Below are 24,279 nucleotides of genomic sequence, written 5' to 3' on the forward strand. Positions count from 1 at the left end.
GCCGTCCCGGCCGGGGCGGCGTCCCGGGCGGGTGCCCGGGGCGGGTCAGACCGGGAGGCCGGGGGCCGGGAAGGCGGACATCAGGTCGGCGACCTCGGCGCGGATGGCGAGGAGGGCCTCCTCGTCACCGGTGCCGGCCGCCGCGACGCCGCGGTCGATCCAGTCGGCGACCTGCGTCATGTGCTCCGGGGTGAGGCCCCGGGAGGTGAGGGAGGGGGTGCCGATGCGGATGCCGGAGGGGTCGAAGGGCTTCCGGGTGTCGTAGGGGACGGTGTTGTAGTTGACGACGATGCCCGCCCGGTCGAGGGCCTTCGCGGCGATCTTGCCCGGGACCTGCTTGGGGGTGAGGTCCATCAGGATCAGATGGTTGTCGGTGCCGCCGGAGACCAGGTCGAAGCCACGGGCGAGGAGCGCCTCGGCGAGGGCCTTGGCGTTGGCGACGACGGCGTGGGCGTAGTCGCGGAAGGAGGGCTGGGAGGCCTCGCGGAGGGCGACGGCGATGGCGGCGGTGGTCTGGTTGTGCGGGCCGCCCTGAAGGCCGGGGAAGACGGCCTTGTCGAGGGCCTTGGCGTGCTCCTCGCGGGACATCAGCATGGCGCCGCGCGGGCCGCGCAGGGTCTTGTGGGTGGTCGTGGAGATCACGTCCACGTGCGGGACCGGGGACGGGTGGGCGCCGCCCGCGATGAGGCCGGCGATGTGGGCGATGTCGGCGACGAGCACGGCGCCGGACTCCCGGGCGATCTCGCCGAAGGCGGCGAAGTCGATCGTGCGGGGCAGCGCGGTGCCGCCGCAGAAGATCACCTTGGGGCGTTCCTTGAGGGCCAGCTCGCGGACCTCGTCGAAGTCGACGAGGCCGGTGTCGTGGCGGACGCCGTACTGGACGCCGCGGAACCACTTGCCGGTGGCGGAGACGCCCCAGCCGTGGGTGAGGTGGCCGCCCATCGGCAGGGCCATGCCCATGACGGTGTCGCCGGGCTCGGCGAAGGCGAGGTAGACGGCGAGGTTGGCCGGGGAGCCCGAGTAGGGCTGGACGTTGGCGTGGTCGACGCCGAAGACGGCCTTGGCGCGGTCGACGGCGAGGGTCTCGACCTGGTCGATGTTCTGCTGGCCCTCGTAGTAGCGGCGGCCGGGGTAGCCCTCGCTGTACTTGTTCTGGAGGACGGTGCCGGAGGCTTCGAGGACGGCGGCGGAGACGTAGTTCTCGCTGGGGATGAGGCGCAGGGTCTCCGCCTGGAGGCGCTCCTCGGCGACGACGAGGGCGGCGAGCTCGGGGTCGGCGGTGGCGAGTGCGGAGTGCTGCGGGGTGCTCATGGTGGTGTCCTCCGGGCGTCGGCGGGTCCCGGGGCACGGCGTGAGAGGCGCGGCGCCACGCGGGACTTCGGTCCCGTGACGCCCAGGCGGGCGGCGTCTCGTGTGGTCTGCCGCGCACGGCTCCCCCGGGGTCGCTTCCCCGTGCGCCAGTCGCCGTGCGTGTTTTCAGAGTAGCGGGCGCGCCGCGCGCGAGGTTTCCCGGTCCGGCATCCGAGCGACGATAGAAACAGGGGCCACACCCCCTCGTCGGGGTCATCCCCCGAGCCGCAGGACGAACGGAGATCCCGTGTCGAGCACACAAGACGCGATCGCTTCGGCGGAGGCGCACAGCGCTCACAACTACCACCCCCTGCCGGTCGTCGTCGCTTCGGCGGACGGCGCCTGGATGACCGATGTCGAGGGGCGCCGCTATCTCGACATGCTCGCCGGATACTCGGCGCTGAACTTCGGGCACGGCAACCGGCGTCTGATCGACGCGGCGAAGGCCCAGCTGGAGCGGGTGACGCTGACCTCGCGCGCCTTCCACCACGACCGCTTCGCCGAGTTCTGCGCCCGGCTCGCGGAGCTGTGCGGCAAGGAGGCCGTGCTGCCGATGAACACCGGCGCGGAGGCCGTGGAGACGGCCGTGAAGACCGCCCGGAAGTGGGGGTACGAGGTGAAGGGCGTGCCGGACGGGCACGCGAAGATCGTGGTCGCGGCGAACAACTTCCACGGCCGGACGACGACGATCGTCAGCTTCTCCACGGACCACGAGGCCCGGGACCACTACGGCCCGTACACGCCGGGGTTCGAGATCGTGCCGTACGGGGATCTGACGGCGATGGAGGCGGCGGTCACCGAGAACACGGTGGCCGTGCTGCTGGAGCCGATCCAGGGCGAGGCGGGGGTCCTGGTCCCGCCGGCCGGCTATCTGGCGGGGGTGCGGGAGCTGACCCTCCGGCGGAACGTGCTGTTCATGGCGGACGAGATCCAGTCGGGTCTGGGCCGGACGGGCAGGACGTTCGCGTGCGAGCACGAGGGCGTGGTGCCCGATGTGTACATCCTGGGGAAGGCGCTGGGCGGCGGGGTGGTGCCGGTGTCGGCGGTGGTCGCCGACCGGTCGGTGCTGGGGGTGTTCCGGCCGGGTGAGCACGGGTCGACGTTCGGCGGGAACCCGCTGGCCTGTGCGGTGGCGCTGGAGGTGATCGCGATGCTGCGGACGGGCGAGTACCAGGAGCGGGCGGCGGAGCTGGGCGAGCACCTCCACGCGGAGCTGGGCCTGCTCGTGGGCGGCGGGGCGGTGGAGGCGGTGCGCGGGCGCGGTCTGTGGGCCGGGGTGGACATCGCGCCGTCGCACGGCACGGGCCGGGAGATCTCGGAGAAGCTGATGGAGCGGGGGGTCCTGGTGAAGGACACCCACGGGTCGACGATCCGGATCGCGCCGCCGCTGGTCATCTCGAAGGAGGATCTGGACTGGGGTCTGGAGCAGCTGAGGGGGGTCCTGTCGGAGGAGTGACCTCGTCCGCTTGCGAGGGAGGCGGGTGCGGGCCGATGCGGGGCAACTCGGGCCATTGACACGGCAGTTGGTCTAGGCCAATGATGCCGCCATGCCGAGACTCCGTCTGCGTCACGCCGTGCGTGCCGCGCTCGCCGCCCTCGTCCCCCTCGCGCTCCTCGGCGCGGTCACGGGACCCGCGCACGCCGCCCCGAAGGCGGCCTGGCCCGAGCCCGTCCCGGTGGTCTCGCACGTCGAGACCACCGACCCCGTCGTCTTCATCACCATCGACGACGGCTGGTTCCACGACCCCGCCGCCGCGAAGCTGCTGCTCGACCGCCGGGTGCCCGCCTCGCTCTTCCTGCTGCCCGGCGCCTACTCGTACGACTCCGGCTATTTCCGCACCCTGCTCGACCAGGGCCGTTCCCGCGTCGAGAACCACACGGTCGACCACCCGGACCTGACCACCCTCGACGCCGCCGGCCAGAGGGCGGAGGTCTGCGGGGCGCGCGACCAGCACCTCGCCCGGTTCGGCGACGGACCGCGGCTGCTGCGCCCGCCGTACGGGGTGTACGACGCGACCACCCTGACCACGGCCCGCGCCTGCGGGGCGAAGGCGCTGGTGACCTGGACGTACGACCTCACCACCTGGGGCCAGTGGACCCCGCCGACGCCGACGCTGAAGGCCGGCGACATCATCCTGCTGCACTTCAACGAGACGCTGGAGCAGGACCTGCGGCGGGCCCTGGACGCGGCCGAGGCGGCGGGCCTGAAGCCCGCGCCGCTCAGGGAGTACGTCGCGGAGTAGGGCGGGTCACAGGATCACGTGCGGGAGGAAGCGGGCGTACTCGTCGGTGACGAGCCCCGCCGACTCCCGTATCCCGAGCCCCGCCGCCTCGTTCTCGACGACCCACGCGCCGAGCACCACCCGGTTGCCGTCGAAGTCGGGCAGCGGGGCCAGCTCCTGGTAGCAGCAGGGCTCCCCGTCCCGGACGAACGGCTCCGTACCGGCCTCGTGCAGGGTGACGCCCGCGCCCTCGCGGCCCAGCAGCGGCTTGGCGACCCAGCCGCCGGTCGTGGCGAGTTCGCGCGGCCCGTCGAGGTAGGCGGGCAGCAGATTGGGGTGGCCCGGGTACAGCTCCCACAGGATCGCCAGGAGCGCCTTGTTGGAGAGCAGCATCTTCCAGGCGGGCTCGATCCAGCAGGTCGTGCCGGTGCCGCCGCCGTTGTCGAGGGTGCTCAGGACGTGCCCGCCGAAGCGGTCGGTGGTCAGCCACTCCCACGGGTAGAGCTTGAAGCAGCTGCGGACGAACCGGAGCCGGTCGTCGACGAAGCGGCGCGAGAGCCGGTCCCAGCCGATCCGTTCGACGGAGAGCGCCTCGGTCTCCAGCCCGGCCTGCTGGGCGGTCTCGCGCAGATACGCGACCGTCATCAGGTCCTCGCCGAGCTCGTCGCCGTCCGAGTGCGCGAAGTGGACGGGACCCGGGGGCAGCAGGTGGGCCTGGTTCTTCCACGCGTCGACGAGCCGTTCGTGGAGGGAGTTCCACTGGTCGGCGCCGGGGAACCGCTCCTCCATCCAGAACCACTGCGGGCTGGCGGCCTCCACGAGCGAGGTCGGGGTGTCGGCGTTGTACTCCAGCATCTTGGCCGGGCCCGTGCCGTCGTAGCGCAGATCGAACCGCCCGTAGAGGGAGGGGAGTTCCGCGCGCCGCCGCCAGGACTCGGCGACCAGGGACACCAGCTTCGGATCGGTGAACCCGAGCTCGGCGAACCGGTCCCGCTCGACGATGTGCGCGGCCGCCGCCAGGCACATCGCGTGCAGCTCCTCGACGACCTCCTCCAGGGCCTCGACCTCGGGCAGGGTGAAGGAGTAGTAGGCGCTCTCGTCCCAGTAAGGGCGCAGGGAACCGTCCGGGTAGCGGGTCAGCGGATAGACGAGCCCCTGCTCCTCCACCGTCTCCTGCCAGCCCGGTCGGGGCTCGATCGTGTGCCGTCGCATCTGCCGGGCCCCTCTCAGCCGCCGCCGGAACCGGAGCAGCCGAAGCCGCCGGTGTCGACGGCCTTCATGTCGAAGCTGCCGCCGCTCACCTGCTTGTCGCGCACGGAACCGCCGTAGTAGTACGAGCCGCGGGTGGTCGAGCCGCCGTTGTCGTCGTCACCGCCACCGCCGCCGCTCTCGCACTCGTAGCGGGGCAGTTCCTCCCGGGTCAGCGGGTCGACACACCGCTTGTCCGGCTCGGATCCGCACGCGGTGATCGTCGCCGCGAGCACACCCATCCCGCCGAGCACCACCGTGCTCGACCTCAGCCTCCGCATGTCCGTCGCCTTCCCCTTCGCGGTCGCGACCTCCGCGGTCACACCGGCCGCCGTTCACGCTTGTCGCGTTCACGTCTGTCGCGACCGCACAGTGTAGGCCGGTGATTTCCAGCCGCAACGCCTAGAGTCTTTTCGTGCTTCTAGGGATGATTTGTGCGCTCGCTTCGTCCGTCTGCTTCGGCGCCGCCTCGGTTCTCCAGGCGATGGGCGCCCGGGCCGCGACTCCGGGGACCGGTGGCGGCGTCGACGTCGCGCTGATGTGGCGGGCACTGCGCCAGTGGCGGTACCTCCTCGGACTCGGGCTGGACGGAACGGGGTTCGTCCTGCAGATCGTCGCCCTGCGGACCCTGCCCATCTACGTGGTGGGCGCGGCCCTCGCCGCGAGCCTGGCGGTCACGGCGGTCATCTCCTCCCGGCTGCTGCGCGTGCGGCTGCGCCGGGTCGAGTGGGCGGCCGTGGCCGTGGTCTGCCTCGGGCTCGGGATGCTCGCCCTGGCCGCCGGGAAGGAGGGCCACCGGGACGGATCGGAGTGGCTGCGCTGGGCGCTGCTCGCGATCTCCCTCGGAGTGCTGCTGCTCGGCGTCGTGGGCGGCCGGCTGCCGGAGAAGCCCCGCGCGCTCGTCCTCGGCCTCGGGGCGGGCTTCGGCTTCGGGGTGGTGGAGGTCGCCGTCCGGCTGATCGACGGCATCGATTTCGCCGACCCGGTCTGGTACGCGCTCCTGGTGGGCGGCGGCGCCGCGTTCCTCCTGCTGACCTCGGCACTCCAGCGCGGCTCGGTGACCACGGCCACGGCGGGCGCGGTGCTCGGCGAGACGGTCGGACCGGCGATCGTCGGGGTGGTCTGGCTCGGCGACCGCACGCGGGAGGGCTACGGCTGGCTCGCGATCCTCGGCTTCGCGATCGCGGTGGCGGGCTCCCTCGTCCTGGCCCGCTTCGGCGAGCCGCCGGAGGCCGACCCCGCCGGGAAGCCGCTGGCCCCGGTCACGGGCACGGAGACCGGTCCGGGGCGCCCGGCGTAGCGCCCGGCCGATCGGCGGTCCCGGCCGCCAGAAGGGGTGCCCTGTCGCTCGCGCCGCGAGCGCGGCCCGATCGGCGTGTCACCCCTGGGGCAGCACCCTGCACAGGGTCTGCAGGGCGCCCTGCCATCCGCTGTCCGGAGGTGTCGCGTAGCCGACGACGAGGCCGTCCAGGGTCGTCGGCACCGTGGGGCGACGGAACTGGTCGAGGCCCTGGACGGCGAGGCCGTTCCAGGCGGCGGCCCGCAGGACGTCCTGCTCCGTGCCGGGCGGCAGGGCCAGGACCGCGTGGAGCCCGGCGGCGATCCCGCCGACCCTCGTCTCCGGCGAGTGCGCGGCCACCGCCGCCACCAGTTGGTCACGGCGCCGCCGGTAGCGCAGCCGCATCGCCCGGACGTGCCGGTCGTACGCCCCCGAGCCCAGGAACTCCGCGAACGCCAGCTGGTCCGGCGCGCCGGGCCCCCAGTTCACACCCCTCTTCGCCGCCGTCACCTCGCCCACCAGGCTCTCCGGCAGCACCATCCAGGCGAGCCGCAGGCCGGGGGCGAGGGACTTGCTCGCCGTGCCGAGGTAGACGACCCGCTCGGGGTCGAGCCCCTGGAGCGCGCCCACCGGTTGCCTGTCGTACCGGAACTCGCCGTCGTAGTCGTCCTCCAGGACGAAGCCGCCCGAGGCGCGTGCCCAGTCGACGACCGCCGCCCGCCGGTCCGGGGGCAGCGCGCCGCCCAGCGGGAACTGATGGGCGGCCGTCATCAGAACGGCCCCGGCCCGGCCGAGCCCCGCGCCGGCCGCGTCCGCACCGGGTCCCGCGCCCGCCCCACCCGCACCGGGTCCCGGCCCCGGCCCCGGCCCGCGATCTCCCGGGTCCGACAACTCCTCGACCCGGGTGCCGCGTTCGTCGAAGGGCAGGACCGGTGTGCCGAGTCCCTCGCCGGCGAGAAGGGCCCTATGAAGGTCGAGGCCGTACGACTCGACCGCCACGTCCGTCACGCCCCGGCTCCGCAACACCTGCCCCATCAGCGTCAGGCCGTGCACGAAGCCCGTGCAGACGACGATCCGCTCGGGCCGGGCGTGGACGCCCCGGGCACGGGCGAGGTACTCGGCGAGGACGGTGCGCAGTTCGATCCGGCCGCGCGGATCCCCGTACCCGAAGGCCTCGTTCGGGGCCGCGACGAGGGCCCGTCGGTACGCCTTGAGCCACTCCGCGCGCGGGAAGGACGCCAGGTCGGGGGTGCCGGCCTTCAGGTTGTGCGCGGGCGTGGCGGACCGGGGCAGGGCGAGCGCCGGCGAGGAGGCCGGTGACGGGCGCACCGGCGGCCGGGGCTCGGCACGGCGGGCGACCCGGGTGCCGGATCCCTGCCGGGCCGTCAGCCAGCCCTCGGCGACGAGTTCGGCGTAGGCGTCGGCGACGGTGTTACGGGCCATCCCCAGGTCGGCGGCGAGCGACCGGGAGGACGGCAGTCGGGTCCCCGCCTCCAGGCGCCCGCTGCGGACCGCTTCCCGCAGGGCGTCCATGAGGCCGGCCCGCAGCCGCGGACCACGGAGTTCCAGATGGAGATCGGCCCCGAAAGTGGCCCACTCGTTCACCATGCCAATGGACCATACTCCTGAGCCACCTCGCTCGTACGGTGAAGGCATGACCACGCACACGAACGTCGTCGAACCCACCGCGGCCGCTCCCTCCGCCCCGGCCGCCACGACCGAGTACGCCCACGAGCACACCCCCCGACTCCCGCTCGCCGAGCGCGTCCCCGAGTTCTACCGGGCGATGCTGCGCCTGGAGACGGCGGCCGCGAAGGACATCGACCCGACCCTGTACCACCTGATCAAGATCCGGGCCTCACAGATCAACCACTGCGCGTTCTGCGTCGACATGCACAGCAAGGACGCGCTGGCGGAGGGCGAGACCGTCGAGCGGATCGTGCAGCTCTCCGCGTGGGAGGAGTCCCGGCACTTCTACACCGAGCGGGAGCTGGCCGCCCTCGCGCTCACCGAGTCCGTCACCGTCCTCACCGACGGCTTCGTCCCGGACGCGGTGTACTCCCGCGCCGCCGCGCACTTCGACGAGACCGAGCTCGCCCGGGTCATCGGCGCGATCGTCGTCATCAACGCGTGGAACCGGATCGGCGTCACCACCCGGATGACGCCCGGCCACTACACCCCGCGCTCCGCGTGAGCGGGACCGGGAACGCGGGCGGGACGGCCGGGACGGACGCGGGCGGGACGGCCGATGCCCCCGCGGGTGCGACGGCCGAGGCGCTGCGCGCCCTCCACCTGGGCCGGGCCGCCGGCGATCCGCTCGTCCTGCCCGGTCCGTGGGACGCGGTGAGCGCCCGGGCCTTCGAGGCGGCCGGTTTCCCGGCGCTCGCCACACCGAGCGCCGGGATCGCCGCCTCTCTCGGGTACGAGGACGGGGCGACACCGGCGGCGGAGATGTTCGCCGCGGTGAGGCGCGTCACCCGCGCGGTGTCCGTGCCCGTCACGGCCGACCTGGAGGGCGGCTACGGGCTCCCCGCGGCCGAACTGGTGGAACGGGTGAGGGAGTCGGGCGCCGTCGGGGTGAACCTGGAGGACAGTGACCCGGCCGAGGGGCTCAAGGACCCCCGGGCGCAGGCCGAGTGGCTGGCGGAGGTGCGCGCCGCGGCGGGCCCCGGACTCTTCGTCAACGCCCGCGTGGACGTGTACATCCGGCGGGCTCCCGCCCCCGTCGAGGCGGCGATCGCCCGCGCCCGGCTCTACGCGGAGGCGGGCGCGGACTGCGTCTACCCGATCGCGGCCCCGTCCACCGACCTCCCGGCCCTGCGCGCCGCCCTCGGCGAGCTCCCGGTCAACGCCCTGGCCGGACCGGGCGACCCGGGCGGCCCGTCCTTCGCCGCGCTCGGCCGGCTCGGCGCGACCCGGATCACCTTCGGCGACGGGCTGCTCCTGCGCGCGAGGGACGACCTGTGGTCACTGGCGACGAAGCTCCGGCTCCGGGGCGGCGGGGTCTCCTGAGCGTCGTCGCGGGCCGACGGGGTCTCCGAGCGCCTCCGGGCCCCCGGGGACAGAACCCGTGGGCGCCACCCCGAGGACGCCCCCGTAAGGGACCCCCCGGCGCGGGACCCGAAGTCCCGCGCCGCGGGCCTCAGTACGCGCCGGGCCGGAAGAACTCCAGGGCCACGCGCAGGGATTCCCGCTGCCCTGGCCAGTCGGCCTCCGGACCCGCGACCAGGATCGCGTAGTGGTTGCCGTCCGGGGCCGTGAAGGCCCGGTCGACGACCTTGCGGCGGCTTCCGTCGTCCCGGGTGTACGCGTACACCAGCTCGGCGGAGTCGGCCGGGGCGCCCGGTTCGCCGGTGACCCGTTCGAGGCTGATCTCCCGGTAGCCGGGCTTGTTGGCACGGCCGTCCTCGGAGGCCCCCCGCAGGGCCTCGTAGGGCGTCAGGCCGGCCTCGGTGACGACGAAGACCTGGAGCAGGCTCCGGCGGTCGGGCGCGTTGTAGAAGACGCCCTGGTCGGTCTCCGTGCGGTCCCAGCCGTCGGGGACGGCGATCGTGAAGCCCTTGAGGTCCTCCACGACCCCGTAGCCGGCCGGGGGCGTTCCGTCCGTGGGGGCGGCCGTACCGGAGGGCGAGGCCGGGTCCGGCGATGTACCGGACGGGGATTCCGAGGGCGAGCCGGTCGTCGGGTCGTCGGTGCCGGTGGCCCCGGTGGACTCCTCCGGGGCCGAGACGGAGACCGCGGGGCCGCCCGCCGCCGGGCTCGGCCCGTCGGCGTCACGGCCCCAGAGCAGCCAGCCGCCCACGGAGCCCGCCGCGAGGACGGCCACGGCGACGCCCGCCGCGACGGTGCCACGCGCGCGTGGCCGGGCCGCCGGAGCGGCGGCGCCGGGCGGGGAGTACTGCCAGCCGCCCGTCTCCGGCACGTACGCGGGCGCGTACCCGGGGTTGTACTCCGGCGCCGGTCCCGGCGTGTACTGCGGCGGGGGCGGTGGCGGCAGGGGTATGACCGGGCCGCCCCCGCCCCCCTTCGTCAGACTGATGACGGGATCGGTCCCGGGACCGGACGTCGCCCCTTCCCCGGCGGGACCGGGTGTCGGCCCTTCCCCGCCGGGGCCGGCCGCGGCGCCTTCCCCTGCCGGACCGGTCGTCCCGCCCACGACGGGGGCTGCGGCGGCTCCCCCTACGGGCCTCGCCGGCGCCGTGCCGGTCTCCCAGCTCTGTGTCTCGTCGTTCCAGCGGGCCCCGCCCCCGTAGCCGCTCATCTCACCCTCCGAGCAGCGTGCCGACGGCCTGCCCGACGGCCACGCCCGAGGCGAGGATCCCGGTCACCGCTCCGGCGTCCGTGAGGGCGCGGCGCAGCCGGGCGAGCCGTCCCGCGGCCGCCCGGCCCGTGCCCTCGATCTCGTCCTCGGCGTCGGAGAGTTCGGTGTCGAGGGCGGCCGTCTGCTCGGTGGGCACGACCCCGCCGAGGTCGGCGCGGAGCCGGCGGATGGCCAGGAGCAGTTCCTCCTGCTGCGGGTCGCGGGCGGGCCCGGTCCCGTTCACCGTGCTGGTGACGGTGTTGTGGTCGCCGATGGTGACGTTGCCGCCGGTGTTGGTGACGTGGATGCCGCCACGGGCGCGGCCGTCGCCGGTGCCGTTGTCGGTGCTGTGCCCGGTCTCAGCCACGGTTGCCTCCGGTCGTCGCGGTGGTGAAGGTCTTGCTGGTGACGGTGTTGTGGTTGCCGAGGGTGACATTGCCCTTGGTGTTCTCGATGAACGTGGCGCCCTCGGCGACATGAACGATCTTCTGCTCGAACTCGGCGGTCTCGTACCCCGCTTCGCGGAGCGCGACCGTCACGCCGTTCGCGACCCGGTCCTGCACGCTCTTCAGATAGCGGCTGACGTCCATCTCCTGGAAGAGGGAGGCCTCGTCGTCGGAGCCGAGTTCGCGGACCGAGGCCCAGGGACCCTCGGGCAGTGCGTTGGCGTGTCCGCCGGTGAGCAGCCGCCAGGCGTGGCCGAGCGAGCGCCCGAGCGTGGCCAGGGCCTGACCGGCGGAGCGCGGGGTCTGGCCGAGGGCCCAGACCGCCTTGCCGAAGCGGTGGTTGTGCCGGTAGCGGTGGGCGATCCGGTCGGCGTACCGGTAGAGCGGCTTCACCGGCCTGAGGACGTGCGGGGCGACCTCCAGCATCAGCATGCCGCCCTGGGTGTGGACGCGGACGAAGACGGTGGTGACGATCTCCTCGCCCCAGCCGCCGACCCGGATGCGGAGGAAGTGCCGGCGGGTCTCGCCGCCCTCCTCGATGGCGCCCGAGCGGTGCGTCTCGAAGCCCTCGGGGCTGTACGGGGCGACGGTACGGGCCGGCAGCCCGTCCACCGGCAGGAAGACGACCTCGTCGATCTCCAGCTCGCGCAGCCGGTCCCGGACGGCGGCCTGGATCGACGGCGAGCCGTGCGGCGAGGGCAGGCGCAGCGCCTCCACGAGCGGGACGATGTGCCGCATGATGGCGCTGTTGTCGAGCGGCTCGGGCGCCCCGCCGTCGAGGTCCTTGCGGGGGCGCAGCTCGATGGAGAGCGACCAGGGCTCGTACGGCTCGCCGGCGCCGCAGAACGGGTCGTCGGCCCCGTACATGACGAGTCGCGCGTGCTGTTCGACACGGATCAGCTCGCGCAGGCGCCGGGACCTGGCGCCCTCGGTCTGCTCGGCGGGGTCGGATCGCTGGTCGGGGAAGCGGTCCCGGGACAGCTCCTCGGTGAGCGCGCGGGCGAACTGGCCGCGCTGGGTGGCCACCGCCCAGGCCACCAGGAACGGTACGGCGACCGTGATCCACACCTCCAGCTCGCCGATGCCCCAGATCTCCTGGGCGGCGAGTTCGACCGCGAGACCGACGAACTGGCCCGCCTCGGCGGTCTCGCCGAGGAACTCCCAGCCGGACTCCTCGTCGCCGAGGGCGAGGAAGAGGAGGAGCAGGACGGACTGGAGCAGCATGAGCCGCCCGTACCAGCGGAGCAGGAAGGCGGCGACGACGCGGTAGACCGGCGCGGCGGCGGACCGGCCCCTGACCCACCGGGCGAGACCGAGCACCAGGAACGGCACGATCAGAAGGGCGATCAGGCCCTTGGTGAGCGGCAGCGCGACGATCCAGAGGGCGAGGATGCCGGCGGCCCAGGCGAGTTCGACGCGACGGGCGCGCAGCGCGTGGGCGAGGACGCGGCTCGCGTCGTAGCCGAGCGAGGGGGCGGCGAAGCGCTCCTCGTGGACGTACAGCTGGTCGATGACGGCGTCGCGGAACCCGTCGTCGAGGTACGTGCCGGCACAGAGCAGCCGGGTCGCCTCGCTGGAGGCCGGGAGCCGGCGCGGGTCGACGGCCGGCGGGGCGCCGGGCGGTGGTGTGTGCGGTGGCCGGCCTGGCTGCTGAGGTAAGGACGACTGCGCCAAAACTCCCCCGAAGGTGTGTAACTGTCCACGTTTACGACTCACTTGGCCGTGAACCGGTGGGACAGCATAGGGGAGGTGGGGGTTCCGTGTCGGCAGCGAAACGGCGCCCCCGGGCCGTACGGTCGGTCGTACGGCCCGGGGACGCCGGGTCTGTGGGGCTGGCGTCACGCCGGGCGTGGAGCCGGGGCGTGGAGCCTGGCGTCACGCCGGGGCGTGGAGCCGGGGTTCGGACTCAGATGAGGCCGAGCTCGCGCACCGCGTCGCGCTCCTCGGCGAGCTCCGCCACGGACGCGTCGATACGGGTGCGGGAGAACTCGTTGATCTCCAGGCCCTGGACGATCTCGTACGCGCCGTCCTTGGTGGTGACGGGGAAGGAGGAGATGAGGCCCTCCGGGACGCCGTACGAGCCGTCCGACGGGATGCCCATGGAGGTCCAGTCGCCCGCGGCGGTGCCGTTGACCCACGTGTGGACGTGGTCGATGGCGGCGTTCGCGGCGGAGGCGGCGGAGGACGCGCCACGGGCCTCGATGATCGCGGCGCCGCGCTTGGCGACGGTCGGGATGAAGGTGTCGGCCAGCCACGCCTCGTCGCCGACGACCTCGGCGGCGTTCTTGCCGGCGATCTCCGCGTGGAAGATGTCCGGGTACTGGGTCGCCGAGTGGTTGCCCCAGATGGTGAGGCGCTTGATGTCCTCGACCGAGGCGCCGGTCTTGGCCGCGAGCTGCGAGAGCGCGCGGTTGTGGTCCAGGCGGGTCATCGCGGTGAAGCGCTCGGCCGGCACGTCCGGGGCGGCGGCCTGGGCGATCAGGGCGTTGGTGTTGGCCGGGTTGCCGACGACGAGGACCTTGATGTCGTCCGCGGCGTGGTCGTTGATGGCCTTGCCCTGCGGCTTGAAGATGCCGCCGTTGGCGGCGAGCAGGTCGCCGCGCTCCATGCCCTTGGTACGCGGGCGGGCGCCGACGAGCAGCGCGACGTTGGCGCCCTCGAAGCCCTGGCTCGGGTCGTCGAAGATGTCGATGCCCTTGAGCAGCGGGAACGCGCAGTCGTCGAGCTCCATGGCGGTGCCCTCGGCGGCCTTCACGCCCTGCGGGATCTCGAGGAGGCGCAGCTTGACCGGCACGTCCGCGCCGAGCAGGTGGCCCGAGGCGATGCGGAAGAGCAGCGCGTAGCCGATCTGGCCGGCCGCGCCGGTCACGGTGACATTCACGGGAGTGCGGGTCATGGCGATCTCCGTAAGACAGCTGGCGGTGGGGGTCCCTGCCCCTGGTGCGGGATAGCTCTCTTGATCGATCGGTGTCTCGACATGAAGAGATATCCAGCGGTCAGGCTATCCGACCCGGGCCCCGCTGAATCCCCACCCCCTTGTGGTCCGGCTCACTGCCGCCCGTCCGCGCCCCTTCCCGGAGGCCGGGTGACGCCCGGGTTCCCGGGGGTTCACGTCCGCGTGTCGACCCGTCCGCGCGCGCCGGTCCACCGGCACGCGCCCGCGTGCGGACCGGTTCCCACCTGCGCGCCCGCGAGTTCACGTGGGCACGGCCACAACACCCGCTAGCGGTCGGCCGTGCAGCCTTCGCTCCCGTCCGCGAGCAGCCCGCAGGCCTTCGCGGCCGTAGCGGAGCCGACGGCGACCATCGGCGTGTACGCGTCGGTCTCCACCGCCGCCGTGTCGGTGCCCGGGGCCACGGTGGCGCGCCGCACGCTCTCCCCGGCCTCGACGGTGACGGTGTCCCCGTGCGCGGCACCGGTGATCCGGGCCCAGGCGGCCGCGCAGGTGGCGCTGTAGCGGACCTCGACCCGGGCGTCGCCCACGCGGGCGAGGGCGACGGTGGTGGCGAGCGGGCCGCCGCACCCCATGGCCTCCGGGTCCTGTCCGGTGCAGTCGGGACCCGAGCAGTTCACCCCCGGGGGAAGGCTGGCGCGCTGTGTGGCGGGTGGGGCGGTGGTGGTGGGCGGGGCGGCCACGGGGTCGTCCTCGCCGTCGGAACCTCCCAGGTCGACGAGGAGCAGCGCGGCGGTGACCACGAGCAGGGCACCCACGATCCCGGCGGCGTAGAGGAGGACGGCGCGGCGGCGGGAGTCGGAGGTGCGGGCGGGGGGTGCGGCGGCGTCGGGCGCGGGGATACGGGGCGGGGGCACGGCGGCGTCGGCGCCCGAGGTCGCCGCCGGGCGGGGCCGGTCGAGGCGCCGGATCTCCATGGTGCGGTCGGCGCCGGGGACTCCGTCGCCGTCCTCGGGCGCGGGGGCGGGGGCGGGGGCATCGCCCTGCCCGCCGGTGAGGGCGGCGGCGCGGGCCCAGGCGCGTTCCGCGTGCTCCCCGTCGGTCGCGAGGGCCGCCGGGTCGGTTCCGGTCACCTCGGCGAGTGCCACGACGGCGGCGCGGGGCGCGGGCTGACGCGCGTTCAGATACGAGTCCCACGCGGACCGTTCGCGTCCGGTGCGTTCGGCGACGGCCGTGACGCCGAGGCCGCTGCGGTCGATCAGACGGCGGAGCCGCTCCGTGAACGCACGGACGTCCGGGTCGAGTTCGTCCGGCAGTGACTTCCAGCCAGGCATGTGCGCCCCCCTTGTCCCGTGCCTCCCCTGCTTCCCGAAGGATGGCAGGTCCAGGAGCGATGCGCGCCCCCGGATGCGGAGCCGAGGTAGCGGAATGGTCACTTCCGTGCCACAGCGCGCCGACGGACCTTGAACCCGCATTGGCACGTACATGACCCTTGATCGCAGCGGCGCCCGCCCTCCCACGGGGGAGAGGGCGGGCGCCGTGCCTCGTACGATCCGGGCTAGGTGACCGTGAGGTGGAGGACGTCCTCCAGGAACGGAATCTTCAGCCAGGGCTCCGGCTGCACCATGAGCGCGAGCAGCACGATCAGGCCACCCATCACCCCGTACGTGATCATGTCCGTGAAGCGGGACCGTACGGCGAGCATGCCCACCGAGGGCAGGACCCGGCGCATCGCGGCCCCTACGAGGAGCGCGGCCCCGACCAGGATCACCCCGATCCGGAAGGCCTGCGGGAACGCGTCCGTGCCCACCACGAGCAGACCGAGTCCGGCGAGACCGAGCACGGTGAGCAGCGGCCACTGACGGGCGGGCGCGGGGGCGTCACCGGCGGCCGCCCGGCCGCCGCCCTCGGGGCGCGCGGTACCGGTCGTCACGGTGGGCGGCCGCCTCCGCGGGCCACCGACGAGGGCGCCGGCCGAGGCACCGTCGGCGGCGTCGACGGAAGCGCCGTCGGGGGAGGCGGAGGAGGCGTCGGCAGAGGCGTCAGCAGAGGCACCGGCAGAGGCACCGGCGGCGGCCTCCGCCTCGCCGGACGGCGTGTCCACGTTCGCGTCCGCGTCCGCCCCGTCCGGATTCCCGGCCGTCCCCGGGGTCCCGGAGGTCACGTCAGAGCGCCGCGGCCGCGCGCTCGGCGGCCTCGACGACGTTGATGAGGAGCTGCGCGCGGGTCATCGGGCCGACACCGCCGGGGTTCGGGGAGATCCAGCCGGCCACCTCGGCGACGCCGGGGTCCACATCGCCGAGGATCTTGCCCTCGCCGTCGCGCGAGACACCGACGTCGAGGACGGCCGCGCCCGGCTTCACGTCCTCCGGCTTGATCAGGTGCGGCACACCGGCGGCCGCGACGATGATGTCGGCGTTGCGCAGGTGGGCGGAGAGGTCCCGGGTCCCGGTGTGGCACTGGGTCACGGTGGCGTTCTCGGAGCGGCGGGTGAGGATCAGCGGCATCGGACGGCCGATGGTGACACCGCGGCCGACGACCACGACCTCCGCGCCGTTGATCTCCACGCCGTGCGCGCGGAGCAGCGTGATGACGCCGTTCGGCGTGCAGGGCAGCGGGGCGGGCTCGTTGAGCACGAGCCGGCCGAGGTTGGTCGGGTGGAGACCGTCGGCGTCCTTGGCCGGGTCCATCAGCTCCAGGATGCGGTTCTCGTCGATGCCCTTCGGCAGCGGGAGCTGGACGATGTACCCGGTGCAGGTCGGGTCCTCGTTGAGCTCGCGGACGACCGCCTCGATCTCCTCCTGCGTGGCGGTCGCCGGAAGGTGGCGCTGGAGGGAGGCGATGCCGACCTGGGCGCAGTCGCGGTGCTTGCCCGCCACGTACTTCTGGCTGGCCGGATCGTCGCCGACCAGGACGGTACCGAGTCCCGGTGTGATGCCCTGCTCCTTGAGGGCCGCCACACGGACGGTCAGATCGGACTTGATCGCGGCTGCGGTGGCCTTGCCATCGAGAATCTGGGCGCTCATGGAGACATCCTCCCGGATGACCCCCGCCTTGTTCCAATTCGCTCGTGCCGGAAGGCCCGTCACACGGAACGACAGGTTGCACTTGCACAACTCCGCTGCGTATCGACTGGACAAAAAGTCGACGTTGCGACCACGATGATCGACGAAGTACCGCGGAAAGTGCCGGGGGGAATCCGCTCACATCCCGTGAAAAGTCCTCCGCGCGGGCCGCGTCGTCCCCGCACAGAGAAATTTCACGGAGGAAACCCGCGATGAGCTTCGGTGACCCGAACAACCCGTACGGCCAGCAGGGTCAGGGCCAGGGCCAGCAGCCCGGTTACGGCTACCCGCAGCAGGCCCCCCAGGGCGTGCCGCCGCAGCAGGGCTACGGCTACCCCGCGGCCCCGCCGGTCTCGCCGTACGGCGGGGGCGGCTACCCGGGCGCGGTCATGGAGATGCCCGGTGGCGTGAAGGCCGCGCGCGTCATGCTGTGGATCCTCGGCGCGTTCAACGTGCTCGGCGGCATCGCGGCGATCGCCATCTCCTTCGCCGTCGACAGCGAGCTCGAGAAGTCGGGCGCCTCGTCCGCCGACGCCGAGGCCTTCGCGGACCTGGGTCAGGGCATCCTGATCGGCGCGGGCATCGTCTCGCTCCTCTTCGCCGTCTTCGGCATGGTGCTCGCCGCCAAGTTCAAGTCCGGCGGCAACGGCGTCCGGATCGGCTCCATCGTCTGGGGCGCGTTCGCCGTGCTGTTCAGCCTCTTCTCGCTGCCGCTCGGCATCGTGAGCCTCGCCCTCGGCGTCCTGATCATCGTATTCGTGGCGAAGTCGGACGGCTCGGCCTGGTTCAACCGCAACAAGCAGCAGTACTGATCCACCGACGGCTGGGGCCCGGTTCCGTACGGAACCGGGCCCCAGCCATGTCCAGCGTGCCGGACCCGCTTCAGACCCGCTTCAGGACCGCGAAGCCTTCGGAGCGGTGGGTGATCTCGTACCGCGCCTCCGGATGCAGTTGGGAAGCCAGCTGCTCCGGGTCCGTGACCTGCTGCGACCAGCCGCGCAGGTCGAAGGCGAGATAGTCCGGGGTGGCGCCCTTCGACGTGCCCACCCAGTAGACCCTGTGGTCCGCCGTGAGGTGCGCGAGGAGCGAGACGTCGGCCTCCACGCTCGCGCCCTCGGGCACCGCGTCCACCGCCGCCCGCGCCTGCTCGGTCCGGGTGTCCGTCCGGTACGTCTCCGGCTTCGTCAGCTCCCGCAGCGGCAGGTTCGCGGCGAGCACGAGGGCGACCGCCGTCGCGACCGGGACGACGACCTTCCCGTACGAGACGAGCCACGCGCGCGGTGAGGTGCGCACCGAGCGGACGCCGTCCACCAGGGCCAGGAAGACCACCGGCATGAGGATGGCGCTGTAGTGCCAGTGCATGCCCCAGTGGTTGGGGTCCTGGGAGAGGAAGCGCCAGCCCAGCGTGGGCAGGACGAGCAGGATCAGCGGGGAGCGCAGGGCGAGGAAGCCGGTGATCGCGAGCAGGAAGACCACCATCTCCCACCGCTCGCCCGAGGCGAGGGCGTCGCCGACGACCTGCCCGAAGGAGGTCTCGGTGCCCTGCCCGGTCTTCTCGATCTTCGACCAGTAGTCGTACTCGCCGACCCGGCTCGCCGCCGGGATCAGGACGAGGACCGTCAGCGCGAAGGCCGCCGCGCCGAAGCCGGCCAGGGCCGCGCCGAGCCGCTTCTGTCCCTTGAGGAAGAGGACCACGCCGACCATGGAGACGGTCAGCCCCATGTCCTCCTTGACGAGGACGAGCGGGACGGACCAGGCGACGGCGGCGGTCCAGCGTCCGAGGAGCAGGGCCCGGCAGGTCAGGGCGAGCAGCGGGACGGCGAAGGCGATCTCGTGGAAGTCTGACTTGACCGCTTCCTGGAGGCCCCAGGAGAGCCCGTACGCGAGGGCGAGTCCGATGCCGGCGGCCCTGCTGCCGAGGATCTGCTGGGTGGTGCGGCCGACGACGACGGCGCCGGCGGCGAACAGCGCGGCCTGGCCGAAGAGCAGGGCCACCGGCGAGGGCCAGATCCAGTACAGCGGCGCGAGGAGCGCGGTGACCGGGCTGAAGTGGTCGCCGAGTATGTGGAAGCCGGGGCCCTTGATGTCGACGATCGGGGAGCGGAACTCGGCGTACGCCCGGACGGACTGCCCGAAGATCCCGAGGTCCCATGACGGGGTGCGGAAGTGCGCGTACTGGATCCAGGAGTAGAGGAAGTACAGACCGCAGAGGACCGCGGCGAGGATCAGGTACGGGCGGAGCGGGGCCGGTGAGAGGCCGTCCGGCGACTCGGTGGCGGCGGCGCCCGGAGAGCCGGTGACGGCCTCCTCGGCGGACCTGTTCTGTACGTCCAACACCACGCCCCCACTACCAGTGGTCGACAAAAGAGCAACCCATTAGACCAGAGTCCACCCGATCGGCGGATCTGACGCCGCCAGGGCCGTACGACCCCTCCGACGGCCCCCTGGGGCGCCGCGCGGCCTCCCGTCGCACTCCGGACCCGGGCGGTGACGTTCTGCGTTCGTCGCGGAGTGCCGGGCCTGAGGCCGCGTACCGGTGCGACGAGCGACGGGCGGCCCGCCGGTACCCCTGGGGTACCGGCGGGCCGCCCGCTGTCCGCTCGGCTCAGTGGAAGAAGTGGCGCGTCCCCGTGAGGTACATCGTCACGCCGGCCTTCTTCGCCGCCTCGATCACCAGCTCGTCACGCATCGAGCCGCCCGGCTGCACGACCGCCTTCACACCGGCCGCGGTGAGGATCTCCAGACCGTCCGGGAAGGGGAAGAAGGCGTCCGAGGCCGCGTAGGAGCCACGCGCCCGCTCCTCGCCGGCCCGCTCGACCGCGAGCTTCGCGGAGTCGACGCGGTTGACCTGGCCCATGCCGACGCCGACCGAGGCGCCGTCCTTGGAGAGCAGGATCGCGTTGGACTTGACCGCGCGGCAGGCCTTCCAGGCGAAGGAGAGCTCGGCGAGCTCCTCGGCGGAGAGGGCCTCGCCGGTCGCGAGGGTCCAGTTCGCCGGGTCGTCGCCCTCGGCCTGGAGGCGGTCGGTGACCTGGAGCAGCGCGCCGCCGTCGATCGGCTTGACCTCGACGGGGTTGCTCGGGGCGCCCTCGGCCTTCAGCACGCGGATGTTCTTCTTCTTCGCGAGGACCTCGACCGCGCCGTCCTCGTACGCCGGGGCGACGATGACCTCGGTGAAGATCTCCGCGACCTGCTCGGCCATCGCGACCGAGACCGGACGGTTGACGGCGATGACGCCGCCGAACGCGGACAGCGGGTCGCAGGCGTGCGCCCTGCGGTGGGCCTCGGCGACATCGGCGCCGATCGCGATGCCGCACGGGTTGGCGTGCTTGATGATCGCGACGCAGGGCTCGGTGTGGTCGTACGCGGCCCGGCGCGCGGCGTCGGTGTCCGTGTAGTTGTTGTACGACATCTCCTTGCCGTGCAGCTGCTCGGCCTCGGCGAGGCCGCCCGTGCCGTCGACGTAGAGCGCGGCGCCCTGGTGCGGGTTCTCGCCGTACCGCAGGACGTTGTTCCGCTCGTACGTGGCACCCAGGAAGTCGGGGAAGCCCGAGTCGTCGGCGGCGGCGTAGTCGTCGGCGAACCAGGAGGCCACGGCCACGTCGTACGCGGCGGTGTGCTGGAAGGCCTCACCGGCGAGCCGCTTGCGGGCGGTCAGGTCGAAGCCGCCGGCCTGGACGGCGGCGAGCACGTCGGCGTACCGCTCGGGGCTGGTGACGATCGCCACGGACGGGTGGTTCTTGGCCGCGGCGCGGACCATGGACGGGCCGCCGATGTCGATCTGCTCGACGCACTCGTCGGGAGTGGCGCCGGAGGCGACGGTCTCCTTGAACGGGTAGAGGTTCACGACGACCAGGTCGAAGGGCTCCACGCCGAGCTCGGCGAGCTGCTCGCGGTGCGACTCCAGGCGCAGGTCGGCGAGGATGCCGGCGTGCACGCGCGGGTGGAGGGTCTTGACGCGGCCGTCCAGGCACTCGGGGAAGCCGGTGAGCTCCTCGACCTTGGTGACCGGCACGCCCGCGGCGGCGATCTTCCCGGCCGTGGAGCCGGTGGAGACGAGCTCGACACCGGCCTCGTGCAGACCGCGGGCCAGCTCTTCGAGCCCCGTCTTGTCGTAGACGCTGACCAGCGCGCGGCGGATGGGCTTAACGGTGTCCGTGTTCACCGACATGAACCTTTCGTCCCTCAATGCGATAGCCGTGCCGGGCGAGTCGCCCCACGACGTCGACGAGCAGCGAGCGCTCGACTTCCTTGATGCGCTCGTGCAGAGCGGCTTCATCGTCCTCGTCCCGCACCTCGACCACGCCCTGGGCGATGATCGGGCCGGTGTCGACACCGTCGTCGACGAAGTGGACGGTGCACCCGGTGACCTTCGCGCCGTAGGCGAGGGCGTCACGCACCCCGTGGGCACCGGGAAAACTGGGGAGCAGAGCCGGGTGGGTGTTGACGACCCGGCCGCCGAAGCGGGCGAGGAACTCCTTGCCGACGATCTTCATGAAGCCGGCCGAGACGACGAGGTCCGGCTCGTACGCGGCGGTGGCCCCGGTCAGCGCGCGGTCCCAGTCCTCGCGGCCGGCGTGGTCCTTGACCCGGCAGACGAAGGTGGGCAGCCCGGCGCGCTCGGCGCGCTCCAGACCGGCGATGCCGTCGCGGTCCGCGCCGACGGCGACGATCTCCGCGCCGTACCCCTCGGGGTCCGCGGCGACGGCGTCGAGGAGGGCCTGCAGATTGGTACCGGAACCGGAGACCAGGACGACGAGGCGGGCGGCAGCCACTGGGTCACTCTTTCCGTGGTGTTTGTACGGTCGTACGAACGAATCGTGCCGCTCGATACGGGGAACCCTACGAATGGCTCGACCGTCAGCAACGATACCGGCACACCGGGCGGCCCCCACGGGACGGGGGCGGAGCAGGGCGGTAGCGTCAGGGTCCGACGCCCGACGATCAGCAGACAGCAGCAGACGAGACAGCAGCGGAGACCACGGGTGCGGCCGTGGTCGCGACGACAGAGGGAAGACGTTCAGCAGATGCCGGAACGCCAGTCCACGGACGACAACAACCCGTTCGCGCCGCCGCCCGAGGGCCGGCCGGATCAGCCGTGGCAGCCGCGGCGACCGGAGGGCTCGGACGACGAGACGTCCGGGGCCTCGGATCCGTCGGGGCCGTCCGACGGCCGCTGGAGCCCGCGGCAGCCAGGCCCCTCGGACGGCGGATTCGGGCGCGGGCCCGAGCGCCAGGGGGGCGGCCAGGGCGGCCCCGAGGGAGGTCCCGGTCAGAGCGGACCCGGCGGCAAGGGGCTCCGCTGGGACCCGACGGACCCGGCGCAGCGGCGTGCGCGGTACGCGATCCTCGCGGGCATGTGGGCCTTCTTCTTCGCCATCTTCGAGATCCCGGAACTGGCGCTGCTGCTCGGCGCCCTGGGTCTCTACTGGGCGATCAGCTCGCTGCGCGCCAAGCCGAAGCCGGCCGACGCGCTGTCGCCGACATCACAGTCGGCACCCGCGCAGGCGTCTCAGCCTTCGGGACAGACGCCGGGTCGGGCTTCGGGTCAGGGCGCGGGTCAGGCTTCGGGTCAGGGCGCGGGCCGGTCTTCGGGGCAGGGTGCCACGGCGGCCCCGCTCCGCTCGATGCGGACGGCCGCCATCAGCGGTCTGGTCGCGGCGAGCGTGGCTCTGATGATCGTCGCGGTGGGCTTCACGATGCAGCTCGTCTACAGCGACTTCTACGAGTGCCGCGACGACGCCCTCACCCACGCGGGCCAGCTGGCCTGCAACGACCTCCTGCCGAAGCCGCTCCGGGCGGGCTTCGGGGTGCGGGAGTAGCGGTCCCGACCCGTTCGGCCCAGTCGGCCCGCCTAGTCGGCCGGCGGGGCCGGTGGCGGAGGGGAGGCCGGTTCCCAGGCCGCCGGAAGGTAGTCGTAGGGCTCGAAGCCGGAGTCGCCGTACGGGTCGGCGTACCGGCTGCCGTACGGGTCGCCGTCGGGGCCTAGATCGATGCCGGAGCCGGCTTTGAAACCGGCTCCGAAGCCGGAACCGAGACCTGAGCCCGAGCCGGAGCCGGATGCCGCCCCTGCGGGAGCCGCCGGCGCGGGGACCGTCCCGGCACTGTCCGGCTGTGTCTTCCCGGTCTCCGAAGGGTCCGGCGTGGACGGGGGTACGGCGCCGGGCGCCGGTACGCGGCCGGGGACGCGTCCCTTCGCGGACGCGGACGTGACCGCCGGCCCCGCACCCGGCCCCTCCCCCGCGGGCACCGGCAGGGGCTTCGGGCGGAGCGCTCGACGGCCCCAGGCCCGTACCCCCAGGGCCACCGGCACCCCGACGCAGGCGCCCCACAGAACCGTCGCCGCGCCCGTCTGCCACCACACAGGACCGAACTCGGCGAGCCGGCCGCTGCCGAGCGGGCCGCCCGCCGTGCCCGCGAGGACGGCGACGGCCGCCCCGCACCCCCAGGCCGCACCGAGCGCCGTGAGCGCCGTGTCGCGGGCCGTCCAGGTCCCCGCCAAGCGGCCCACGCGTCGGCCCTGGAGCGCCGCGGCGGCCAGCGGGACCGCCACGACCGCCCAGTGGAGCCAGGTGCCGCGGCCCTCCGCGGGCAGCGCGGCAAGGAGCGGGAAGGGCGGCACGGCCGGGTCGCCGGCGAGGCCCAGCGGGGTCGCCATCGCACCCGTACCGAGGGTGAAGCCCGGCCCGAGCCCGTACGCGGCTCCCCACACGGCCATGTTCGGCAGCAGCGCCAGGACGAGCAGCAGCACCGTCACGCTCCCCGACCACTCCCCCGCGAGCCCCGCGTGGGCGGCCTGCGCCTCGCGCGCGTGCAGGGCGAGCGAGACCGCCGCGGCGACCGCGCCGCCGCCGATCAGCGTCACGAGGCCGAGCCCCGCGGCGCGCAGGGCGGCGGCCGCCTGGCGCTGTCCGGGCAGCGGGCGGCCGAGCGCCGTCCAGGCGCCCGCCCCCGCCGCGCCGACGACGACGGCGGGCAGCCAGAGCCCCGCGGCGATCAGGTCGGCGGGCAGCGGACCGCTCTCGCCGTAGACCACGACGGCGGCCGCGACCAGGAGGTATCCCCCGGCCACGGCGGCGACCGCACCGCTCGCGGAAGGGCGTGGCCGGTCGTCCTCGGCATCCGTGTCGAGGGTGTCGCGGACGGCCCGGTGGACGAGCCAGACGGGCAGGGCGACCACGAGCATGGGGGCGATGCCGAGCGGGGCGGGGAGGCCGGACAGGGTGTCCGTACGGACGAGGTCGACGCCGTGGGCGAGCAGCCAGAGGCCGGTGGCCAGGTGCAGGGCGCCGCCGGGGCCGCTGTCGGGGTACGGGGAGCTGATCCAGACGGCGATCACCAGGACCGCGAGGGCGCCGAGACCGAGTCCGGCGGCGACCGCGCCGCGGACGCAGGCGGTGGCGAGCGCGGCGGAACGCCCGCCCTGGACCAGGGGGTGCTCGGTCACATGGGTCACGGGGTCATGCTGCCAACGAC

General features: G+C 73.5%; 22 protein-coding genes and 1 riboswitch. Of the genes, 7 read left to right on the plus strand and 15 right to left on the minus strand.

What is annotated here, in order from left to right; genetic code table 11:
- Nucleotides 1-45 precede the first annotated feature (45 nt).
- Complete coding sequence (gene glyA, locus ACH4MY_RS30600) at nt 46-1,311, minus strand: serine hydroxymethyltransferase (RefSeq protein WP_398006969.1); 1,266 nt, start codon at nt 1,309-1,311, stop codon at nt 46-48.
- Between the two features lie 73 nt (nt 1,312-1,384).
- Nucleotides 1,385-1,475: riboswitch (ZMP/ZTP riboswitch) on the minus strand.
- Nucleotides 1,476-1,597: 122 nt separating this feature from the next.
- Between glyA and rocD the strand changes: the two genes are divergently transcribed.
- Together rocD and ACH4MY_RS30610 are read left to right on the plus strand one after the other, a co-directional pair.
- Nucleotides 1,598-2,806: an ornithine--oxo-acid transaminase gene (gene rocD / locus ACH4MY_RS30605; protein WP_398006970.1), complete on the plus strand. Its 1,209-nt coding sequence runs from the start codon at nt 1,598-1,600 to the stop codon at nt 2,804-2,806.
- 91 nt (nt 2,807-2,897) lie between these two features.
- Nucleotides 2,898-3,593, plus strand: a complete 696-nt coding sequence (locus ACH4MY_RS30610; RefSeq protein ID WP_398006971.1) for a polysaccharide deacetylase family protein — start codon at nt 2,898-2,900, stop codon at nt 3,591-3,593.
- Between the two features lie 6 nt (nt 3,594-3,599).
- Here the strand turns inward: ACH4MY_RS30610 and ACH4MY_RS30615 are convergent, their stop codons facing one another.
- The gene (locus tag ACH4MY_RS30615) at nt 3,600-4,784 is read right to left on the minus strand and encodes a glutathionylspermidine synthase family protein (protein ID WP_398006972.1); all 1,185 of its coding nucleotides are present in this window, start codon (nt 4,782-4,784) and stop codon (nt 3,600-3,602) included.
- Nucleotides 4,785-4,798: 14 nt separating this feature from the next.
- Entirely contained in the window at nt 4,799-5,101 is a 303-nt protein-coding gene (locus ACH4MY_RS30620; RefSeq protein WP_398007110.1) for a hypothetical protein, read from the minus strand.
- A gap of 146 nt (nt 5,102-5,247) precedes the next feature.
- Here ACH4MY_RS30620 and ACH4MY_RS30625 point away from each other — a divergent pair, with 146 nt between their 5' ends.
- Nucleotides 5,248-6,120 (plus strand): hypothetical protein, encoded by an 873-nt coding sequence (locus ACH4MY_RS30625; protein ID WP_398006973.1) that lies wholly within the window; start codon nt 5,248-5,250, stop codon nt 6,118-6,120.
- A gap of 78 nt (nt 6,121-6,198) precedes the next feature.
- On the opposite strand, the gene ACH4MY_RS30630 is transcribed toward ACH4MY_RS30625, so the two are convergent.
- Nucleotides 6,199-7,707: a PLP-dependent aminotransferase family protein gene (locus tag ACH4MY_RS30630; protein WP_398006974.1), complete on the minus strand. Its 1,509-nt coding sequence runs from the start codon at nt 7,705-7,707 to the stop codon at nt 6,199-6,201.
- Nucleotides 7,708-7,753: 46 nt separating this feature from the next.
- Between ACH4MY_RS30630 and ACH4MY_RS30635 the strand changes: the two genes are divergently transcribed.
- Complete coding sequence (locus ACH4MY_RS30635) at nt 7,754-8,293, plus strand: carboxymuconolactone decarboxylase family protein (protein ID WP_398006975.1); 540 nt, start codon at nt 7,754-7,756, stop codon at nt 8,291-8,293.
- Nucleotides 8,294-8,376: 83 nt separating this feature from the next.
- Nucleotides 8,377-9,111: an isocitrate lyase/phosphoenolpyruvate mutase family protein gene (locus ACH4MY_RS30640; protein WP_398007112.1), complete on the plus strand. Its 735-nt coding sequence runs from the start codon at nt 8,377-8,379 to the stop codon at nt 9,109-9,111.
- 130 nt (nt 9,112-9,241) lie between these two features.
- Here ACH4MY_RS30640 and ACH4MY_RS30645 read toward each other — a convergent pair whose 3' ends face one another.
- From ACH4MY_RS30645 to ACH4MY_RS30675, 7 genes are all read right to left on the minus strand, one after another.
- Nucleotides 9,242-10,360 (minus strand): hypothetical protein, encoded by a 1,119-nt coding sequence (locus ACH4MY_RS30645; protein ID WP_398006976.1) that lies wholly within the window; start codon nt 10,358-10,360, stop codon nt 9,242-9,244.
- 1 nt (nt 10,361) lies between these two features.
- Complete coding sequence (locus tag ACH4MY_RS30650; RefSeq protein WP_398006977.1) at nt 10,362-10,766, minus strand: hypothetical protein; 405 nt, start codon at nt 10,764-10,766, stop codon at nt 10,362-10,364.
- Nucleotides 10,759-12,519, minus strand: coding sequence for a hypothetical protein (locus tag ACH4MY_RS30655; protein ID WP_398006978.1), 1,761 nt, complete (start codon nt 12,517-12,519; stop codon nt 10,759-10,761). Before ACH4MY_RS30655 ends, ACH4MY_RS30650 begins: the two co-directional genes overlap by 8 nt.
- A gap of 232 nt (nt 12,520-12,751) precedes the next feature.
- Nucleotides 12,752-13,741: a malate dehydrogenase gene (locus ACH4MY_RS30660; RefSeq protein ID WP_398006980.1), complete on the minus strand. Its 990-nt coding sequence runs from the start codon at nt 13,739-13,741 to the stop codon at nt 12,752-12,754.
- A gap of 326 nt (nt 13,742-14,067) precedes the next feature.
- Complete coding sequence (locus ACH4MY_RS30665) at nt 14,068-15,072, minus strand: DUF2690 domain-containing protein (protein WP_398006981.1); 1,005 nt, start codon at nt 15,070-15,072, stop codon at nt 14,068-14,070.
- Between the two features lie 224 nt (nt 15,073-15,296).
- Nucleotides 15,297-15,902 carry a DUF3017 domain-containing protein gene (locus ACH4MY_RS30670; RefSeq protein ID WP_398006982.1) on the minus strand — a complete coding sequence of 202 codons (606 nt, stop codon included), beginning with the start codon at nt 15,900-15,902 and terminating at the stop codon, nt 15,297-15,299.
- A gap of 1 nt (nt 15,903) precedes the next feature.
- Nucleotides 15,904-16,764, minus strand: a complete 861-nt coding sequence (locus ACH4MY_RS30675; protein WP_398006984.1) for a bifunctional methylenetetrahydrofolate dehydrogenase/methenyltetrahydrofolate cyclohydrolase — start codon at nt 16,762-16,764, stop codon at nt 15,904-15,906.
- A gap of 251 nt (nt 16,765-17,015) precedes the next feature.
- On the opposite strand from ACH4MY_RS30675, the gene ACH4MY_RS30680 reads away from it, so the two are divergent.
- Complete coding sequence (locus tag ACH4MY_RS30680; protein WP_398006986.1) at nt 17,016-17,615, plus strand: hypothetical protein; 600 nt, start codon at nt 17,016-17,018, stop codon at nt 17,613-17,615.
- Between the two features lie 70 nt (nt 17,616-17,685).
- On the opposite strand, the gene ACH4MY_RS30685 is transcribed toward ACH4MY_RS30680, so the two are convergent.
- The 3 genes from ACH4MY_RS30685 to purN all read right to left on the minus strand — a co-directional run bounded on the left by ACH4MY_RS30685 (nt 17,686) and on the right by purN (nt 21,578).
- On the minus strand, nt 17,686-19,140 hold the full coding sequence (locus tag ACH4MY_RS30685; protein WP_398007113.1) for a DUF2079 domain-containing protein: 1,455 nt from the start codon (nt 19,138-19,140) through the stop codon (nt 17,686-17,688).
- A 268-nt stretch (nt 19,141-19,408) separates the two neighbouring features.
- Nucleotides 19,409-20,974, minus strand: coding sequence for a bifunctional phosphoribosylaminoimidazolecarboxamide formyltransferase/IMP cyclohydrolase (purH, locus tag ACH4MY_RS30690; protein WP_398006988.1), 1,566 nt, complete (start codon nt 20,972-20,974; stop codon nt 19,409-19,411).
- Nucleotides 20,949-21,578 carry a phosphoribosylglycinamide formyltransferase gene (gene purN / locus ACH4MY_RS30695; protein WP_398006989.1) on the minus strand — a complete coding sequence of 210 codons (630 nt, stop codon included), beginning with the start codon at nt 21,576-21,578 and terminating at the stop codon, nt 20,949-20,951. Before purN ends, purH begins: the two co-directional genes overlap by 26 nt.
- A gap of 252 nt (nt 21,579-21,830) precedes the next feature.
- On the opposite strand from purN, the gene ACH4MY_RS30700 reads away from it, so the two are divergent.
- Entirely contained in the window at nt 21,831-22,625 is a 795-nt protein-coding gene (locus ACH4MY_RS30700; RefSeq protein WP_398006991.1) for a hypothetical protein, read from the plus strand.
- A 32-nt stretch (nt 22,626-22,657) separates the two neighbouring features.
- On the opposite strand, the gene ACH4MY_RS30705 is transcribed toward ACH4MY_RS30700, so the two are convergent.
- Complete coding sequence (locus tag ACH4MY_RS30705) at nt 22,658-24,259, minus strand: DUF6350 family protein (RefSeq protein WP_398006992.1); 1,602 nt, start codon at nt 24,257-24,259, stop codon at nt 22,658-22,660.
- Between the last annotated feature and the right edge of the window lie 20 nt (nt 24,260-24,279).

It is taken from the genome of Streptomyces sp. NPDC017246 (genome assembly GCF_044331325.1).
Taxonomy (GTDB): Bacteria; Actinomycetota; Actinomycetes; order Streptomycetales; family Streptomycetaceae; genus Streptomyces.

Bases quoted from the DNA above. Each gene is read 5' to 3' on its own strand.
- glyA (WP_398006969.1), bottom strand. From the start codon at position 1,311: ATGAGCACCCCGCAGCACTCCGCACTCGCCACCGCCGACCCCGAGCTC.
- ACH4MY_RS30610 (WP_398006971.1), top strand. From the start codon at position 2,898: ATGCCGAGACTCCGTCTGCGTCACGCCGTGCGTGCCGCGCTCGCCGCC.
- ACH4MY_RS30615 (WP_398006972.1), bottom strand. From the start codon at position 4,784: ATGCGACGGCACACGATCGAGCCCCGACCGGGCTGGCAGGAGACGGTG.
- ACH4MY_RS30620 (WP_398007110.1), bottom strand. From the start codon at position 5,101: ATGCGGAGGCTGAGGTCGAGCACGGTGGTGCTCGGCGGGATGGGTGTG.
- ACH4MY_RS30625 (WP_398006973.1), top strand. From the start codon at position 5,248: ATGATTTGTGCGCTCGCTTCGTCCGTCTGCTTCGGCGCCGCCTCGGTT.
- ACH4MY_RS30630 (WP_398006974.1), bottom strand. From the start codon at position 7,707: ATGGTGAACGAGTGGGCCACTTTCGGGGCCGATCTCCATCTGGAACTC.
- ACH4MY_RS30635 (WP_398006975.1), top strand. From the start codon at position 7,754: ATGACCACGCACACGAACGTCGTCGAACCCACCGCGGCCGCTCCCTCC.
- ACH4MY_RS30645 (WP_398006976.1), bottom strand. From the start codon at position 10,360: ATGAGCGGCTACGGGGGCGGGGCCCGCTGGAACGACGAGACACAGAGC.
- ACH4MY_RS30660 (WP_398006980.1), bottom strand. From the start codon at position 13,741: ATGACCCGCACTCCCGTGAATGTCACCGTGACCGGCGCGGCCGGCCAG.
- ACH4MY_RS30665 (WP_398006981.1), bottom strand. From the start codon at position 15,072: ATGCCTGGCTGGAAGTCACTGCCGGACGAACTCGACCCGGACGTCCGT.
- ACH4MY_RS30675 (WP_398006984.1), bottom strand. From the start codon at position 16,764: ATGAGCGCCCAGATTCTCGATGGCAAGGCCACCGCAGCCGCGATCAAG.
- ACH4MY_RS30680 (WP_398006986.1), top strand. From the start codon at position 17,016: ATGAGCTTCGGTGACCCGAACAACCCGTACGGCCAGCAGGGTCAGGGC.
- purH (WP_398006988.1), bottom strand. From the start codon at position 20,974: ATGTCGGTGAACACGGACACCGTTAAGCCCATCCGCCGCGCGCTGGTC.
- ACH4MY_RS30700 (WP_398006991.1), top strand. From the start codon at position 21,831: ATGCCGGAACGCCAGTCCACGGACGACAACAACCCGTTCGCGCCGCCG.